A 17,799-nucleotide genomic window follows, 5' to 3' on the forward strand; every position below is an offset into this window, starting at 1 on the left:
ATTGAATAAATATAAACGGTGGTACAGGCACGCATCGACATCTTGGTCGTTACGTACGTCGCGGAAGGTGAACGATAGCTTTGCTGTGATGACGAAACATCGATCAATACCGAAGGCCCGATAAATGGAAGTTCAAAATGCTAAATAGACGAGTTATCGATCGGGTATCTCAGGGGCTCAGAGCAGTCCTGAAGCATTCTTCACTTGCCGCCTTGTCATTTGCGTTTTCGGCATTGGCGGTGACCGCCGTTGCAGTATTTCGATACGGCTCCATTTCGCAGGCCATTGAGAACGTCCGCGGTCCAGCCGTGCGGGTTTCAGATTCATCGATTGAACTCGGTCGTCTTACAGTCGGCAGACACAGGGCTAATGTGACAATTGCAAACTCAACAGCAGAGCAAATTCAAGTGGTTGGCGGTCGTGGTAGTTGCCAATGCCTGTCTTTTCCAAAGCTGCCAGTATCTGTTCCCCCCGGCGAACGAACGGCGGTCCAACTGCTCGTTACCACCTATCCCTCAGGTGAAGGCCAGTCCCACGAGCACGAATTCGTGTTGTTTACAAATCATGTCGGTAGCGAACGCATCGGAGGCGACGTTCGTTGGCGGCAGTAACTCCAATTTCGCCTCCTTGTCGCAAGGTTGTCACATGTCAAAGTTGTTAATTCGCAGTGCAAAATGTTCACTCGGCCTATCGATGACGCTATTGTTGCTCGGCGCATCGCTTGTCGTAACGTCTAAGCCAGCTTATGCCTACAATCCGCTTGATTGTTGGAATCGACAGTGCCTCGACTGCACCTCGTGCGGTGATTGTTTTTGTACTTGGGGAGTCTTTGCCTGTGGATGCACCTGATCTCCCGACCGCTCCCGTGCAGTGCTGACGGACCTCAGGCCAAGATTTTCGCAAGCTCAGGGCAGTTCGCCCTGAGCTTGCGGTGTCGATGCTTTTCAGCCAATCCAGGCTCTATCACATACATATGATTGAATATATGCTTCCATCACTTAACGCACGGTGGCCGTTGAACATACGATCGTTCATCATTCAACGTCAACGCGAGAGCCGACGAGGCAACGTAGCGTCATGGGATGCGACTTGGGATCGAACCGGTCTGCCAGGTGGTTTACGTAGCCACCGGGCTCCCACCGGCGGTTCGACCCATCCGAGACATTTGTCGTGTTGGTTTGGTATCGCGATCGCCTGTTTTTTGGCGGTTGCGGCTCAGGAGAGTCTCGCCGACGACCCACTCGCCCGACTCCGCGAAGCAACCGCCACCGCCTGGTCGCAGGTCGCGGCCAGGACGGAGACGATGCGAGCCGAGGCAACTTCGATCAAAACCATCAACAGTGGGGGCAAGAAAACCGTTCTAACTCATGGACTGATCTACAAGCGAAAGGGCAGCCAACAATCGCTGGAAGTTCGAAACCTGACTGAAAACGGGGGCCACTCGGATCGTGTCTTTGCCATCAATCCGCGATATGGCTTCCAGTTGACGTCGGCTTCCAATCAAGCATCAGCCGGTGGTTGGGTCATCCGCGATGCCGGCCCGAATTACGGCATCTCCGCAAATTTACCGGCGGTCATCGATGAGATGACGCACTCGGTGTTCTCAGTGCCAGGAAAAATCGCGACGCTACCGCTTGACATGCTCATCAATTCCGAGGGTCTGACACTAGTCCGTTCTACCAAAAAAAACGGAATGACAAATCGACCGGAAGCCCTTTTAGTCGAATTTGACTACACCCCTACGGCTGAAGACTTGAAACAATGGTCGGCCGAAGGATTCGGACAAGCGACTCCTCCGGCGATGAGCGGAACGATGACGCTGGTTCCAAATTGGCATTACGCGCTCGCAAATTACAGCGTCACCGCGCGACCCAACGTCATCGGCCGGGGAAAATCGTCTCCGGTGCGGATCTCGGCATCGATCGATTACCGTAGCCGAAATATTGCGACGATCCCTTCACGCGTCGAACAAACCATTTCAAGCGATGGTATGACGCGGGAGGTTAAGTGCGACATCGCCGAGGTGGCGTTTGACGGCGTCGACGATTCGGAGTTTACGTTGACGCACTATGGGCTTCCCGAGGTGGCCGTCGAGCCGGTCCGTCTGTCTACAGGTTGGAAGTTGATCCTCCTGTCCAATGCAATCCTTGCTATCGGCTTGTTGGTGTTGCTATACCACAGATTTTACGCGAAGAGCAAAGGCGGGCACTCTACAAACTAGAGTCGAATTCGTGCCCTGTTTTATTTCATTCACCTCCGCAAAACGAGCATGACCGATGGCAAGTTCGGTGTCAGCCCTTCAATCCATCGAGTTGAGTAAACGATTCCGGTCGAATCTGGCACTCGATTCGGTGACGATCCGGATTGACCAAGGTAAGACAGTTGGCCTGCTGGGAATCAACGGGGCGGGAAAAAGCACGCTGTTGAAATTGGCGGTCGGTAACCTCCGCCCCTCCGGCGGGGAGCTGAAAATCCTGGGTCTCGATCCGCAAACGATGTCGCATGAGATACGCGCTCGGGTAGGGTTCGTCCCAGAGGCATCCCAGTTTTACAAGTGGATGACGGTCGGCCAAATCCTGAATTTTGTCAGGCCGATGTATTCGGCGTGGGATGAACCGTTCGTTGGCCGGCTTTCGAATCGGTTCAACCTCGACCTTAAACGAAGGGTCTCACATTTGTCATCCGGAATGCTCGCCAAACTGTCATTGTTGGTGGCGTTGGGTCATCAACCCGAATTGTTGATACTGGATGAACCGTTGACCGGAATGGATCCCCTCGCACGGCAGGATTTCACGGAGTGCGTCGCCGAATCGGTTTTTCGAGACTCACAAACCGTACTTTTTTCCAGTCATCAACTCGATGAGGTGAGCGAACTTGCAGACGAGGTTATTATCATCCACGAGGGCAGAGTTCTCGTTCATCGGGCTGTGGCGGACCTAGTCAATACCACACGCCGCATCAGGGTGATCGGAGAAAACCTGGGGTCTATCCCTATTCAGGCCGACCACGTGGTGTGTCGACGCAAGGTGCAATCGGATTGGATCATCACGGTTTCAGATTTCGATCCGGCCATCGTTGCCTCCATGGCCGAAGACGGCCGCCATCGGGTGAGCGATGTGTCGACGGTGTCGCTAAGCGAGTTGTTCAAGGACTACGTTCGCGGGGTCAGTCCATCGGAGGGTTCGGGGAAATGAGTCGAAAATGAGTCGATCAAATAGAGTTGGACGGGGTCATTCAAGTTCGAAGGGGATGAAGGTTGCGGTACGCACCCTGGTTTCGTTGACCAAAAAGGACTTCCGTGTCAGTTCATTTCCCATCGCCTTGCTCGTCGTTGGGGTCGTCGCGTCGTATGCGTTGGCTTTCGCTGTGTTCTCAGATGAGAACCTGCGGGGCTCGCAACCCGAAGCCTCAGGGGCTTCGGTGGCGATGGTTGCGGGCGGGTATTTTTCCATGTTCATGGCGTTGCCCATGTTGGCGGTCCTTTCCGGGACCATCATGGCCGGTGAACGAGCCGATGAATCAATTCGTTTTCTGTCGATCCTTCCGCCGACCCGTACCCAGATCTTCGCGAGCAAACTGGTGGTGATGATCGGCGTAACATTTGTCTTGGGATGGATCGTTCTCTCCACCATTGCGGCGGGACACTTCATGGGACGCGGCTCGCAGTTGCCCTCTGAAGTCGCCGAACGATTCCCCTCACTTCTGTGGTTCGCCGCCGCCGCATTCCTTACGATCGCTACCGGCTATTCGATTTCGTTCTTTTCGACCAGTTCGGGCGTGTGCACGCTGGCCGCGTTCATCATCCCGGTTGGGATGCAGGTGGCGATCGCTTTTGCGCAGCGCAAATCTTCGTCGCTGTACGAAATTGATTCGGTTCACCTCTATTCCGGTGTTTCGATCGCCACGGGGCTGATCATGATCGTGTCGAGCTGGGTGTGTTTCCGCAGTCGCGAAATACTTTGAGTCGCCTCGGGTTGTCTTGTTGGGTTTATTTTAGATGAAGAAGTCATGCAGCGTCCTTTGAAGTCGCCGGAAGCGCAGAATCGCGAGGGTTTGAAGGAAGGGCTTTCGACGCTGCCCGGTGTTCGTGGCATGCGTGCTGGCGAACTATCCATCGTCATGCCGTGCCTGAATGAGATCCGTACACTTGGTGGGTGTATCAAGGAGGCGATGCAAGCGATGATGGATGCAGGCATCCATGGTGAGGTGGTGATCGCCGACAATGGCAGCGCCGACGGGTCGCAGGAACTCGCCGCTTCGCTTGGCGCGCGGGTGGTGGACGTTGCCCAGCGAGGTTACGGCAGCGCGCTGCGGGGTGGGATTGCCGCGAGTCGCGGTGAATTTGTGGTGATGGGCGATTGTGACGGGAGCTATGACTTTGGCCACGCACCTCGCATCGTCGAGAAGTTGCAGGAAGGGTACGACTTGGTGATGGGGAACCGGTTTCTTGGCGGTATTCAACCGGGGGCGATGCCTTGGAAACATCGTTACATCGGCAATCCGGTGCTGTCGGGCATTGGACGACTGTTGTTCCGGTGCCCGGCGGGTGATTTTCATTGCGGGCTGCGTGGGTTTCGTCGTGACGTTTACGACCAATTGGGGCTGAATACGACGGGGATGGAGTTCGCCAGCGAGATGGTGATCAAGGCCCAGCTAGGCGGTTTCAAAATCGCCGAGGTGCCGACGGTGCTGCGACCCGATGGGCGTGATCGCGCGCCACATTTGCGGAGTTTTCGCGATGGCTGGCGTCACTTGCGGTTCATGCTGCTCTTTTCGCCACGTTGGTTGTTTTTCGTGCCAGGCTGTGTCTTGGCGTTGATTGGATTGTTGCTCATGGCGATCGTTGCCATCGGCAGCCCGGCTCGGATCGGCGGGGTCTCATTGAGTGTGAACACGTCGATCGCCGCGAGTTTGCTGACGCTACTTGGATCGCAATTAGCTTTCACCGGGTTGTTTGCCCGCAGACTGGCGACACGATTGGGTGCATTGCCGCCGAGTCGTTCTCTTGGTGGATGGGCGTCGCGGGGCTCGCTCGAATGGGGTGTCGTGGCGGGTTTAATGGCTGTTTCTGTTGGTTTATCGCTGCTTGCTTACGCGACGCTTCGTTGGAGAGAGACGGGATTTGCGAAACTGGATCCGCTGTTAACGATGCGATTCGTTGTGCCGGCCATGACATTGATGGTGCTCGGAACAGGACTCTCGTTTCTCAGCTTCCTGTTCGGACTGGTCGGACTGAAAGTGGGCTCGGTCGATGCCGAAAGCATCGACGATTCTGGTTCCGTGCTTGAGAGTGTTCGCGAGGCCTCTCAGGCATGACGTTGGCCTTGCAGGATGCAGCAATGGCCGGACTTTGGTTGATGGTCACTTGGTTGGTTGCGTGGTCCGCATTGAGGTTGTGCAAGCAAGCTTTTCCTGACCACAGTCTCTCGGCGGATATTCTGGTGACGACGGTGCTGACCGTCGGGATTATCCACCTCTCGTTGGTGTTGATGGGGGCCGCGGGTTTGTTGAACGCTTGGGCTGTTTGGCCTGTGGCAGTTCTGTTTGCGGGGCTCTCGAGGATTGTTGTTCGAAGAGTTCGCGAGCGACCGGCTGACACTCGCCGCCGGGGACAATGCGACAGGTCCGATGAGCTGGGATTCGTCGCCTCATCCACTACCGGCCAGATCGCAAAACCCGACGGGTATGCCGTTTGGACGATGGTGATTTGGTGGATTGCGACATCAGCTTACGCAGGGCATGTGATTGGCAACGGTCTGCTAGCGTTTCCAGAGGACTGGGATACGTTGATGTATCATCTGCCGTTCATCGACTTTTGGATTCAATCGGGTTCGCTAACGACGATGCAATCGGCTCGGTGGTCAACCCCGGCGACCGGTGAATTGATCGGTGCTTGGTTCGTGTTGCCGTTTAGCGGTGATTTTCTAGCTCCGCTCACGAACGTTCCCATCTTCATTCTTCTAGCAAGTGGAGTCGTCGAACTGACGCGTCGATTGGGGCTATCGGGATTATGGCCGCATCTGGTGGCAATCGCTTGTTTGGCGACGCACGTGACGTTTCGCCAGAGTGTCGATGTGTCCAACGACGTTGCAGTCGCCGCTTTCTTTCTGGGTGGGCTCGCTTTCACGCTGCGGTATCTCCAAAGCGGTCGAGTTGCGGACGCGTGTCTGTTTGGAATTTGCTTCGGTCTTTTGTGCGGAGTCAAATATTTCGCGCTGGGCTATGCGGCGGTCTTGCTCGGTATGTGGGGCTTGCTGTGCCTGTTCAGGTTGTCACAGATCTGGTTTAGACGCTCGACCGAGAGTGGCGAGCACCGAATTGCTGATCGATGGCGAGAAGCTTTGGTTCCCCAAGTGATGGCAGCGGCTTTAGCCCTCCTGTTTGGAGGCTATTGGTACCTTCGCAATTGGTGGATGACCGGCTATCCGCTCTACCCAAAGGGTTCGCCGGACATGAGTGAGCGAATCCTCTACGAGGACCTATCCAACACCACGATCCTTGGCAATGGAGACCCCGCCGTGCCCGATCTTTTGATTGAGGCCGTTTGGAAGATGGCTGGACCGCTGCACCTTGCCGCGATGGCGGCGATCCCGGCGGTGATGATTTCAGCCAGTCTGATGCTGTTATTCGCTTTCCGCCATCGCAAGATCGATGAACAGCGAGCAACCGATTTTCGAAGTCGCTCCGCGCAGTTCGTCTTGATCGTGGGTGTCATTGGGTGCGGATGCGTGTGGGTGATTACTCCCATGCTGGTCGAAGACCAGCCGGGCACGCTGAATCATTTGCGTTGGGGCTACGGACCGGTGCGGTACGGTTTGACGTTCCTATCGATGTCACTGATCACGATGTTCGTCGTTGGTCAAGGTCTGGTGCGGAAGCTTCCGGTGCGAGCCAACACGATCATCGCGTTGGTCGTTGGCGGAGTCGTCGTTCTTCAAGTCGGCATGCTGGCGACGCGTGTGGTTCGATTCGACTTGATCGCTGCGGGGCTCATTGGTGCAAACTTTGGGTTGGCATCGCTAATGATTCGTGTCGTAAGTTCACGGTTTCGGCGATTCGAGGTCGCCAAGAATGTTCTTGCCCTCTTTCTGGTGCCAGGTGCTGTGTTTCTATTCTCTCAGCATTGGCATGAAGGGTTCGACGAGCATTTTAATCGATATGACAACACGAACGCGCATTCGCAGCTGAATGATAAATCGCACCGCATCATTGTGCTTTCAAACCGCGTGTATCCATTCTTTGGCTCGCAAAGGCAAAATCACGTCTTGCAGCCGATGTTATATTACGGAAAAGATGCCGTCGCCGCATCGTGTGAAGCATTTGGTGCCGATTTGGTCGTCACCCGCGTTGACAACCACAAAAGCCTTGCGAGATATCGTGCTAGCTGGGACGATTTGGCGGCGGATCCAAGATTTGACGAAATTGAGACTGGTTCCGAGCGACTCAAACTGTTTCGGTACTACGCCGATTTTAACGTCGCCAAATCGGCTGAATTCAGCCAAACGATCTCGTCGGAGCAAAAGCGTGCCAATTGAATTGCTAGCCAGTCTTCGCTTCGGGGTGATCTCTCACAAATCATAACAATGCCAGCAGTTCCCGGTGAGGCTGCCGTGGCATGTGGGAGCTTCGTTGGTAATGAGGGTTGGGAGACTTTCTCAAGACCCGCGTGATATCTCAGAAGGTTCTTCTCGAAGAGAACGGCGTCGCGATGGAAAGAGGCGTTCTATGCAAACACCGACGCAAGCCGAAGGAATTGTACGGGGAATCTTTCGTGGAGGCGTGGACGCTCCGGTGGCCGACACCGGGTGCAGTTGGAGCGTCCTGACACTGGCCCGGCCCAGGTCGATGCGAAGGCGAGGCGGGAGGGGCGGTTCCATTACTGCTGCGCCCGAGCCGAGTTCGACGAACGGCCCCCGATTCAACCAGGTCTCAAGACGTTTCCCCCCACCGTTTCGGCGGAAGAGCCAAAAATCATGCTTCAAACCACTACTGACTCGCATTAGCTGCCCGAATCGATTTCTTGATCCGTTGGATCAGGTTTTGGCGTTTCGTCGCCCATTAAAGTCCGCTTCAGAATTTCGGCTTCCCGCTGGATATCGCCCGGTGCGTAGTGTCTCCGAGTCGTTTCCCAGGACGAGTGCCCATGTCCGACAGATCACGAAAGGTGGCACGCCAGCGTTTCGCAGCCTCTGGCCGCAGGAGCGGCGTAGATCGTGAGCAGATGCGAATTTGGCGGGCAATCCCGTCCTCTTGTCCTCGGATGCAACAACAATGTTGGCCTTTTTGCCGATCTTGCCAATGACTTTGCCTCCCCAGCCTGACTCCAGTCTCGGGCAATTTGGTTTGGAGTTTCTACGGGCCGCTCCCATGCGGGAGGAGTTGGCTCATCCTTCCGAGGCGTGTGCTGGCACGCAACGCAGGGCGTTTGGAGAGTTCTTGCTTTATTCCCCAATGGCGTTCTGAAAACGTGCTCTTGGCGATCGAAGGATTCGCCGAGGACGATTGGCGTCCAGTTTGTGCGGGACATCGCAAAAGAATGAGGTATGCCGTGTCAAGGCAGCACCTCTACAACGTTTCACTTGGCTACCCAAGGCTTTATCAACCGGTCGCCTGAAACCAGCGGTGCACAGCACTATCCTGAGCACTTGAGCTATGCCTTCATAGCCTCCAGTGCCACGAGTCGCTGAACAAACTGAGCCATTGAAATGTTTGCTAAACTTGGCGTCCGTAGAGCATGTTCTTCAGTCGTTGCGTCTAGCCATCCCGCAGAGCCACGACGACATTCCACGCTGTCGCGTCCTCGATCCTTAGCGATGGTCCGATGCCATAGGGCTTAGAACAGCCTCGCGACTCGTGCTGGAGTACCGCGCCCGCTCCGAACTTGATCGCAAAAGTGCAACGACTGACGCCTTCCTCGTACACCGGTGCCACAAAAAACATCGGGTACCCGCGGCGCGACAAGGCTGGCGCTCCGGTCATCCGCAAAGCGCGCCGTCCCGAATCCAAAACGATCGCGATGCGCTCGAGCGTCACGGACAGGCGATCTTCGGCACGACTGCGAATGAGTTGGTACTTGAGGGACTTGGCAACGATAATTTTTGGGGAAGCAGATGGTCGGGACATTCGCAATTCGTGACACCGGCCCTACGTATAGTAGACTCGCCACAAACTTGAGCAATTCGTGCATGAGAGCGTTGCAACCGCAAACCTGCGCTGCAGAGGTACCTTGGCACCCCCTGTTCTTTTTTCGAGGATTTTAGAAAAACAGGAAACTAACTATCGGGACGATTGCCACAAGGTCGCCCGTTCCCATCCTAGAAGCGGATGAAAATTGTACTTCCTGCGCTCTTCCTCTGCGACTCCCCGCCTCCCGCGACTCTGCGTCGAATTCGCGTCCGTACAGAAGATTGCCCCACTGGCAGATAATGACGCCGAATCAAAACGACGAGGCCGGTGTAGTGGTGAGTTGGAAGTTGACGCAGAGACGGGGAGGCGCAGCGACGCAGGGGGACTCGGGTGAATTAGATGTAGACTAAGTGGTTGTTTAGTTCGTCTCTACTTCCCACGAATTTGTCCGGGCAAGCCATGCACGAAAACGATCTTAGCAAAACGATTTTGAATGCATCGATTGAAGTACACCGAACGCTCGGAGGGCCCGGGTTGCTAGAAAGCGTTTATGAAGAGGCACTGGCCTGGGAACTGGGACAGGTTGGCTTGCTAGTCAGGCGGCAACAGTCCGTTCCGATCAGGTACAAAGGCAATGTGCTTTCGACTCCGCTGCGACTTGATCTGGTAGTGAATGATTTGGTCGTCGTGGAGTGCAAAGCGACGTCGAGGTACAATAACATCTTCGCCGTTCAGTGCCTGACCTATCTACGACTGATGAATTTGAAACTGGGGATTGTCGTCAACTTTGGCGAACGACTGGTGAAAGATGGTTTTCATCGAGTCGTGAATGATTTGTAGCACTTCGACAGGAACGAGTGAGACAGGAGGACTCGCAATAGCAACGTGCCAGGTCCCAACCCTGCGTTCTTCCTCTGCGACTCCCCGCCTCTCGCGACTCTGCGTCGAATTCTCACGTACACAAGATTGCCTTCACTGGCATGTAACGACACCAACTTAGAACGACGGGGCGGGTGCAGTGATGAGCTGGAAGTTGACGCAGAGACGGGGAGGCGCCGAGACGCAAGGGAACTGCGGCGAACTAGCAACAGCGCGTCAGACGTCGCCTAGCGGGGCTCGTTTCATCCGCATCACGATGTACGCTCATCTAGTGATCGTAGGGCTCACCGGGCTTGCGATCACTCACGACTCGCGGTCGGTGATTTGGTCTGCGCGGTGGGAACCCATTTTAGAATTGGCGCTATTTGTGGGGCTAATTGGCTTGTTCATTTTCCCTGCCATCATGCTGATCACAGTTTGGCGGTCGTCCCTTTCGCCTTCTCGGCGCATTGCAGCTTTGGCCGTTGATGGTGGAATTACCTGCGTCCACTTCCTCGCCCTACTCCCCAGCGTCCAGTAGCTGAACGTCGCATATCTAGACAGGGTTGGCAGTCAGGTAGGTAGATACTCTGCGCCCACGCGGAGAGATTCCGATCCATGGAACCAGACCGGGTGTCCATCAGTTAGGACGTACGGGATTTTTAACTCGACACCGTCGGAGGACCAAACGTGTCACCCGGGGAGTTAGAATGCCACCATGGAAATCGAGAGACTGATAACCTTTCTGGAGTCGTCCCCCACGGTTCGCTTGCTGCGCGCCGATCAGGTCGCATTTGTGGTATGTTTTCTTCGCAGAACACTGAAGCTGACGAGCGAGGATTCAGCGATCTCATTGTCGCATGAGGAACTGCAGCACCAGCTGTCTGTATTCCAAGAAGAACTTCGAGACGACGGCTATGATGTGTTTTCGGGATCACCGGACCGCTACCTTCGGGAATGGTCGGATGCGGGATGGCTGCGGCGATTCTTGCCGGCCGAAGCGTCCAGCCCGCACTACCAATTGACGCGTTACGCTGAGGACGCGATTGGATTTCTCGAGAATTCGATCTCACGCGAAAGCAGAATGGTCGGCACCGAGAGCCGATTGCGGTTGGTCATCGACACGCTAAGCGACCTGGTTCGGGGGTCCTCCTCGGATCGTGATTTGCGATTGCAAACCTTGCTAAATCAGCGAGATGACCTGAACCGCCAGATCGATGCGATCCGTGGCGGTGCTGAGATCGAGACCTATCATCCCGCGCAAGTTCGCGAGCGGTTCCATACCGCTGTCGATCTACTCAAGACGCTGCAGGGAGACTTTCGCGCCGTCGAAGATCGTTTCGAAGAGATCGCGCGCGAGGTCACTCGTGGCGCGTTGGACGTCGATCGCGGTCGCGGTGATATTTTGTCCGGGGCACTCGATGCCGAAGATTTGGTCAAACAGCAAGACGAGGGGGTCAGCTTCGATGCCTTCGTCGCGTTCTTGTTCTCACCACAAGCGCAAGCAAGACTTCGTGAGACGATTAACGAAGTGACGCGGTTGGAAGCGATCGCGGATCAACGTGGTGCGATCGACCATGTCCGCGCGATGGTACCGTCCTTGCTCGCCGAAGCGGAGAACGTGCTGCGTCAGACGGGACGTTTATCGCAAACGCTGCGTCGGTTGCTCGACAGTCAATCGACCAGCCACCGCAAACGCACCGCAGATGTATTGCAAGACATCCGAACGTTGGCTGCGAGGTTGAAGCAGTCGACGAGCCAAACGGAAACGCCCGTGCCGAGCGAGATCGGCTTGCAAGTCGACACGTCACTGGGCGTCAGTTCGCCATTTGCCCGACCGTTTTGGGCGCCTGCCGCGGTCTTTGACGTGTCCGTGGAAACCAACGAAATCGATTGGGAAACGGCCAAGCGGCAGGCTCGAAAGTTGTCGGGTCTCAAACGCTTGCAATGGGATCGGATGCGAGAATTGGTTCATCAGGTCACTGATTTGCAAACCAACATCAAATTGTCAGAGCTTTTGGAACATCGCCCACCCAAGGTCGGCGTGATTGAATTGGTCGGATGGATGCAGATCGCTCACGAGGATGGCCACGAGATCGACGCCGAGGCGACCGAACAAGTGACGGTGACGACGGATGATCCGTTGACGGGCACGTCGAACACGGTTCACATTCGCATCCCGCTGGTCACTTTCTCTAAACTGCATCAACCTGAAAACGAAACAGTCCGCAAAGGCAAACCACGATGAACGAATCCTCTTCGGAGCCGATCGAAATGGCCCAAGATACTTTGTCCGATACGATGCCGCCCCCAGTTCCCTGGGCACCTGCGGCGGTTCGTTTGCTACAAGGAATCGTTTATCACGATGACGCTGGCGATGCGTGGGAGCGGATTCTATCGGGCGTCACGCCGCTGACGGACTACTTCGCCCGAATCGGGTTGCAATTGATCGTCAACGAGGAAGACGGAATGGCCTATCTGCGTCAGATCGATCCAGAATCGTTGCCACCGGAGTATCCACCCATCCCCAAACTGTTTCGCAGCATGCGGTTGACCTTGGAAGCGTCGTTGCTCTGTGTCTTGCTCCGCGAAGAGTTGCGTCGGTTTGAAGAAGAAATTCATCGCGATAGTCGCTGCGTGGTGACACAGTCCGCACTTTTGGAAGTCTGGCAGTCGCTCGTTCCCGATGAGAAGGATGACGTGCGAGCGAATCGGAACTTGGGCGGGCAACTTCGCAAGTTAGAAGAACTCAAATTTGTTCGTCAGTTCGAGAAAGAGCCACCCAGTTGGGAGGTCCGCCGGATTTTGAAGGCGAGATTGCCGCTGCAGGAACTGGAGCGATTGCGAGGTGAACTCGACGCTGAATTGAAACGACGAGGCGATGGGATGGATGCAACACGATGACACAATCCTCCAAGCAAGATCGACCGCTCGAACTATTCGAGGACGACGATGATGCATCCAAAGACTTGAGGTTGGGATTCCGGCTGGCGACGTTCGAAGTCTTCAATTGGGGAACCTTCGACGGTCGAGTCCATTCCATCTCGCCCCTGGGCACGTCGTGTTTGTTGATCGGTGAAAATGGTGCGGGCAAGTCAACGCTCGTCGACGCGATGTTGACGTTGTTGGTTCGCCCCGGCGTGCGAAACTACAACGTCGCTGCGGGGGCGGGCAAGAAGGAACGCGACGAGCGAACGTACATTCGCGGTGCCTATGACCGGACCGCAGGTAGCGACGAGAAGCCGAGAATCCAGTATCTCCGCGAGGGCAACGGGTATTACACCGCTTTGTTGGCGACCTTCGCCAGCGCTCGATCCGGCAAGACGTTCACGGTTTGCCAAGTCATGTACTTGACTTCGAGCGGCGACAAGAAAATCTATTATGGCTTCGACAAGAGGCCCCGCAGTATCGCGGGTGACCTTGGCGACTTGACGTCCGGCAGTGATATCAAGAGCCGGCTGGTCGATCGCGGTTTTGAAGTCACCGAGAGCTTCAAAACGTATCACGGTTGGATCAAGCGATTGGTCAAGTTCCGGTCCAAGGCGATGGATATCTTCAACCAGACCGTCGCGGTGAAGGATGTGCAGCGACTCGACCAGTTTATCCGCGATCACATGCTGGAGAAGAAGTCTTGGAATGATAAAGTCAGCAAGCTGCTCGAGCATTTCGCCCAGTTGAGTGAAGCCCATCGAGTGCTCGTTCAGGTGCGTCAGCAATCCAGTTTGTTGGTGCCGATCCTGAAGACCGGTGATCGATTCCGTGAAACCAACGCCAAACTGCAATCTGTTCGCCACGAGCTCGCCACAGCAGGGCTCTACTTTGACATCGCGACTGGCGAATTATTGCGACCACTGTGCCAGCAATGGAGATTGCGGATCGAGCATCTGGATGAGCAAATCACGCTGCTGGATCAGTCATTGAAATCGAAACGGGGCGAGGCCGCCTCGGTCGAGCATGAGATTCAACACAGCGGCGGGACAAGACTGCAACAGCTTCCGTTCTTAATTGAAAAGCAGGAACAGCATGCGGCGTCCAAGAAAGAGAAACGTCTCGGGTTCGAGGGGAAGCTTAAGCAGGTTGGCATCGATCAAACGATCAGCAGCCCCGAACAGCTCGAAAAGGCTCACAGGCAGATCAGTCAACAACAGCAGCGCATCGCTGGGGAGAAGGAGACCGGCAACGAGCAGCTTGAGACGCTCAACTACGAACTCGGTGTCCTGCGTCAAGAACTCGCAGCGGACGAAAGCGAACTCGAGTCGCTTCGTCAGCGGAAAGGCAATCTGCCCGATGCGTTCATCGAAATTCGCAGCGACCTGTGTGCTGCATTTCAACTGTCGCCCACCGACCTGCCGTTTGCCGCCGAACTGATCGCTGTCGATCCAGACCACCGACGCTGGGAAGGATCGATCGAACAGGTGCTTCATTCGTTCGCACGCACGCTGTTGGTTCCCGACGACCTGTACGCGAAAGTTTCCGGCTATGTCGATTCTCAGCGTTTGACGGATTCACGCGGTCGTGGCTTTCGATTGACCTACGACCGGGTCCGATCGCGTACGTCCGAGGTTTCTCAACAATGGACCGAGTTGAGTCTGCCGGACATGCTGCTCTACCGTGATGATCATCCCTTGGTTCCGTATGTTCGCGGCGAGATTCTGTCGCGGTTCGACCATTTGGCGTGCGAGTCCATCAAGAGCTTTCAGATGGCGGGTCGACGTGCGATGACGATTCACCGACACGTCAAGCAGAACCAGCGGCAACATGCCAAAGACGACCGCTTCGAACGGGACGACCGAAGACATTTCGTTTTGGGGTGGGACAATCGAGCCAAACGCGAGGCACTCGAAGAATGGATTCGTGATCAAAAGGCAACAATCCAGAAAAAGGCATTATCGGCCGACTCACTGCGCCGCAGCATCGATCAGGCCACACGTCTACTGAGCCTCCTTGACGAGCTATCAGCGGTGACTCAGTTCGACGCGATCGACGATAGCCGGCACGACTTTGAGGCGTCCCAGCTGAGGCTCGAGAAGCAGAAACTCGAAGCCTCGAACGATCAAGTGCGACAGCTCAAAACAAAACTGGCCTCGCTCAACGCGGAGGTCGAAGGTCTGGAGGCGGAACGGGATCGGTTTGTTGGGGAACGTTCTAACTTGCAGACCGAAGTCGGAAAGAGCGAAGCGGTTTTGAAACGGGTCAATGCGAAAGTGGAGCAAGCTCGTGCCGACGATCGATTCGAGACCGCTCAAAAGTTCTTTGACGGGATTGCCGATCAGCTTGGCGAGAGAAAACTGACGTTGGAGAATCTCGGGATCTTGCCACGTGATGTTTCCGATGAATTGACGGCGAGAGTGACCGAACTGGAAGAGCGGCTCGACCCGATTCGTGACGATCTGACCAAGGCGATGGGAAAGTTGTTGAATCGATTTCCTGTCTTTGAATCGGAGCTCGATCCGACGCCCCAGGCACTCTCCAGTTTCGAGAAGCTGGCCGAGCGAATCAACAAGGACGACCTGCCTCGACATGAACGCCGGTTCAAACAGCGACTCAAGGAAAAGGTGTTGCAAGAGATCGGCTTGCTCCACGGTTCGCTCGAAGACGAACGTGAAGAAATCCGCAGCAAGGTCGAGACGCTCAATGAAGCTCTGCGTCAACTCGATTGGAATCCGGGCACGTTCATGCGACGCGAACCGAGTGACACATCGGACGCGGAGATCCGTGATTTCCGCCGCGAGCTTGCCAGTTGCCTGGAAGGCACGCTCAGCGGCACGGACGACGCCAACGAAGCGACCTTCAAAAAGATTGAAAAACTCGTCGATCGACTTCGCGACGACGCGAACCTGCGTTGGCGAGAGAAAGTGATCGACGTCCGCAGTTGGTTCAAATTCGCGGCGCGTGAATACGACGCTGCTTCGGGCGAACCGGGCAGCTACTACGACGGAGGCACGGGACAATCCGGGGGCGAGAAAGGCAAACTGGCGTTCTTGGTTTTGGTGGCTGCGATCGCCTATCAATACGATTTGCAACCGGGCGATCCCGCAAGCGAGCGTTTTCAGTTCGTCATGGTTGACGAAATGTTTTCGCGGAGCGATGACACGCGGGCCAAATACGCACTCGATCTGTTCGAACGATTCGGGTTACAACTGGCCATCGTCGCGCCGCTGGACGCGAAGGCTCGAATCACCGAAAGTTATGTGGGGACCTATGGGCATATCATCAAGGACCCCGACACCCACCAGAGCCAATTGATCAGTCTGACAACGGAGCAATACCTCGCCGCAGCGGACGAAGAAGCATGATCAGTCCAGAAGGGGTTCGCGAGAAAGCCAAGCGTTTGTTTGCGAAGGCGATCAAAGCCTGGTTGGACAACGAGATGGATTCGTTTTTTCCCTACCGAATTCCGGCGAACCTGACACCGTCGAAGGATCAGGCGAAAGCGATCGCGGAAGTCGAAGCCCTCCGTGATCACAGCAAACAAGCAACGGGGGTTGGATATCGCCTTGCGTGGGAAAGCCGCCGCAGTCGGACACACGGGTTGAACGATTTCCCCCAAGCGATATTCGTCGATACCATGGATGACCTGGCTCAGATGAGTGGCCGCGTCGGTGACTGGGAAACGCTTCAATCAGGAGTTCGGCTGTTGCAAACACGCCAGCCAGCGTTGGACAAATGGTTGGGCAAAGGAACGAACTGGAAAACGCTGCTGGAGTTATCCGATGTGCTTCCCGACCTGCTCAGCGTCCTGGATTACTTGGTGGAACATCCGCGACCGGACTGTTTCGCTCGCGAAATTCCAGTCGCCGTTTCAACGAAACTCATTGAACAGCACCATCGTCGACTTGCGAACTGGCTGGATCTTTTACTGCCGCCGCACGCGATTGATTTCCGTTTCGGGTATGACCAGTTTGAGCCACGCTACGGACTTCGCTACGCCCGTCCTCACTATCTATTGCGGGTTCTCGACCACGATCTGCAACTCGAACTCGGACTTCCGTTTGACGAACTCTCCTTGCCTGCCGAATCGATCGACAAACTACCGGCCACAGAACAACGCGTGATCATTGTCGAGAACAAGGTCAGCCTACTTTCGCTACCCTCGATGCCGCGGACACTCGCCTTGGGCGGCCTTGGAAATGGAGTGACTCAACTTTCTGGCATCTCATGGCTGATGACATGCCAGGTGATCTATTGGGGCGACCTCGATGCCGATGGCTTTCGGATCCTTGACCGGCTGCGCAGGGTTCTTCCCCATGTTGAAAGTCGTCTGATGGAGCAAGCCGTTGTCGATCAATTTCGCAATTTGGCGACAGAGGGCAACGGTAGTCAGCCGGTCGATGCTGAAAATCTTTCTGAAAGCGAATTGGAATGCTACCACTTCCTCTGCCATCAAAACCTACGAATCGAGCAGGAGCACTTGCCGAATGAGTTGATCCAGATAGCTCTGTCTTGACGAGGTTTTCTAGGCTACTCGTTCACGCTGCCGACCCGCTCCTGACGCCCCCAGACATCCATCCTTGCAATCAACAGCCGAACTACCATGCTCGAATCGAACGCTCGACGCTTACCGATCAAGAAAAACCAAGTAGCATGGGGCAAAAACCCGAGCAATGCACAAGTAAAACCTTGCAACCGGTCACCCAAATCGCCAAAATAACGGCTCATCCGACGGAAGCGTGCGCTGGAGGTTTTCTAGGATCGCGGTAGGGACGGCTGTTTCCAGCCACCCCACACATAGATCCGTACGTGAGCCTTGACTCATATGGCTCCTCCGTTGGGTCAAACGATCGCGACACACCGTGTCGCTAGACAGGAGGACTC

The 17,799-nt window shown here is 55.4% G+C and carries 12 protein-coding genes; 11 read left to right on the forward strand and 1 reads right to left on the reverse strand.

Annotated elements, in window-relative coordinates; translation table 11 throughout:
* The first annotated feature begins 137 nt into the window (after window positions 1-137).
* From CA85_RS02780 to CA85_RS02805, 6 genes are all read left to right on the forward strand, one after another.
* On the forward strand, window positions 138-611 hold the full coding sequence (locus CA85_RS02780) for a hypothetical protein (protein WP_146389738.1): 474 nt from the start codon (window positions 138-140) through the stop codon (window positions 609-611).
* 872 nt (window positions 612-1,483) lie between these two features.
* On the forward strand, window positions 1,484-2,221 hold the full coding sequence (locus tag CA85_RS02785; RefSeq protein ID WP_146389739.1) for a hypothetical protein: 738 nt from the start codon (window positions 1,484-1,486) through the stop codon (window positions 2,219-2,221).
* Between the two features lie 55 nt (window positions 2,222-2,276).
* Window positions 2,277-3,194 (forward strand): ABC transporter ATP-binding protein, encoded by a 918-nt coding sequence (locus tag CA85_RS02790; RefSeq protein WP_146389740.1) that lies wholly within the window; start codon window positions 2,277-2,279, stop codon window positions 3,192-3,194.
* A 55-nt stretch (window positions 3,195-3,249) separates the two neighbouring features.
* Entirely contained in the window at window positions 3,250-3,963 is a 714-nt protein-coding gene (locus CA85_RS02795; protein ID WP_186774702.1) for an ABC transporter permease, read from the forward strand.
* 45 nt (window positions 3,964-4,008) lie between these two features.
* Window positions 4,009-5,316 carry a glycosyltransferase family 2 protein gene (locus CA85_RS02800; RefSeq protein ID WP_246112433.1) on the forward strand — a complete coding sequence of 436 codons (1,308 nt, stop codon included), beginning with the start codon at window positions 4,009-4,011 and terminating at the stop codon, window positions 5,314-5,316.
* A 23-nt stretch (window positions 5,317-5,339) separates the two neighbouring features.
* Window positions 5,340-7,535: a hypothetical protein gene (locus tag CA85_RS02805; protein WP_146389742.1), complete on the forward strand. Its 2,196-nt coding sequence runs from the start codon at window positions 5,340-5,342 to the stop codon at window positions 7,533-7,535.
* Between the two features lie 1,219 nt (window positions 7,536-8,754).
* Here CA85_RS02805 and CA85_RS02810 read toward each other — a convergent pair.
* A complete protein-coding gene (locus tag CA85_RS02810) occupies window positions 8,755-9,123 on the reverse strand; it encodes a hypothetical protein (protein WP_146389743.1) in 369 nt (122 codons plus the stop codon).
* Window positions 9,124-9,585: 462 nt separating this feature from the next.
* Between CA85_RS02810 and CA85_RS02815 the strand changes: the two genes are divergently transcribed.
* From CA85_RS02815 to CA85_RS02835, 5 genes are all read left to right on the forward strand, one after another.
* On the forward strand, window positions 9,586-9,966 hold the full coding sequence (locus CA85_RS02815) for a GxxExxY protein (RefSeq protein ID WP_146389744.1): 381 nt from the start codon (window positions 9,586-9,588) through the stop codon (window positions 9,964-9,966).
* 736 nt (window positions 9,967-10,702) lie between these two features.
* Window positions 10,703-12,232 carry a DUF3375 family protein gene (locus CA85_RS02820; protein WP_146389745.1) on the forward strand — a complete coding sequence of 510 codons (1,530 nt, stop codon included), beginning with the start codon at window positions 10,703-10,705 and terminating at the stop codon, window positions 12,230-12,232.
* Complete coding sequence (locus tag CA85_RS02825) at window positions 12,229-12,888, forward strand: DUF4194 domain-containing protein (RefSeq protein ID WP_146389746.1); 660 nt, start codon at window positions 12,229-12,231, stop codon at window positions 12,886-12,888. The genes CA85_RS02820 and CA85_RS02825 overlap by 4 nt, the downstream gene beginning before the upstream one ends.
* Window positions 12,885-16,280 carry an ATP-binding protein gene (locus CA85_RS02830; RefSeq protein ID WP_146389747.1) on the forward strand — a complete coding sequence of 1,132 codons (3,396 nt, stop codon included), beginning with the start codon at window positions 12,885-12,887 and terminating at the stop codon, window positions 16,278-16,280. Before CA85_RS02825 ends, CA85_RS02830 begins: the two co-directional genes overlap by 4 nt.
* Window positions 16,277-17,431, forward strand: coding sequence for a Wadjet anti-phage system protein JetD domain-containing protein (locus tag CA85_RS02835; protein WP_146389748.1), 1,155 nt, complete (start codon window positions 16,277-16,279; stop codon window positions 17,429-17,431). Before CA85_RS02830 ends, CA85_RS02835 begins: the two co-directional genes overlap by 4 nt.
* Window positions 17,432-17,799 lie beyond the last annotated feature (368 nt).

Origin of the sequence: Allorhodopirellula solitaria (assembly GCF_007859855.1) — a bacterium.
Lineage (GTDB): Bacteria > Planctomycetota > Planctomycetia > Pirellulales > Pirellulaceae > Rhodopirellula > Rhodopirellula solitaria.

What these genes read in the sequence shown, in the direction of transcription:
- CA85_RS02790 (WP_146389740.1), top strand. Translation starts at nt 2,277, where the DNA reads ATGGCAAGTTCGGTGTCAGCCCTTCAATCCATCGAGTTGAGTAAACGA.
- CA85_RS02825 (WP_146389746.1), top strand. Translation starts at nt 12,229, where the DNA reads ATGAACGAATCCTCTTCGGAGCCGATCGAAATGGCCCAAGATACTTTG.
- CA85_RS02820 (WP_146389745.1), top strand. Translation starts at nt 10,703, where the DNA reads ATGGAAATCGAGAGACTGATAACCTTTCTGGAGTCGTCCCCCACGGTT.
- CA85_RS02780 (WP_146389738.1), top strand. Translation starts at nt 138, where the DNA reads ATGCTAAATAGACGAGTTATCGATCGGGTATCTCAGGGGCTCAGAGCA.
- CA85_RS02815 (WP_146389744.1), top strand. Translation starts at nt 9,586, where the DNA reads ATGCACGAAAACGATCTTAGCAAAACGATTTTGAATGCATCGATTGAA.
- CA85_RS02800 (WP_246112433.1), top strand. Translation starts at nt 4,009, where the DNA reads ATGCAGCGTCCTTTGAAGTCGCCGGAAGCGCAGAATCGCGAGGGTTTG.
- CA85_RS02830 (WP_146389747.1), top strand. Translation starts at nt 12,885, where the DNA reads ATGACACAATCCTCCAAGCAAGATCGACCGCTCGAACTATTCGAGGAC.
- CA85_RS02795 (WP_186774702.1), top strand. Translation starts at nt 3,250, where the DNA reads ATGAAGGTTGCGGTACGCACCCTGGTTTCGTTGACCAAAAAGGACTTC.
- CA85_RS02835 (WP_146389748.1), top strand. Translation starts at nt 16,277, where the DNA reads ATGATCAGTCCAGAAGGGGTTCGCGAGAAAGCCAAGCGTTTGTTTGCG.
- CA85_RS02805 (WP_146389742.1), top strand. Translation starts at nt 5,340, where the DNA reads ATGGCCGGACTTTGGTTGATGGTCACTTGGTTGGTTGCGTGGTCCGCA.
- CA85_RS02810 (WP_146389743.1), bottom strand. Translation starts at nt 9,123, where the DNA reads ATGTCCCGACCATCTGCTTCCCCAAAAATTATCGTTGCCAAGTCCCTC.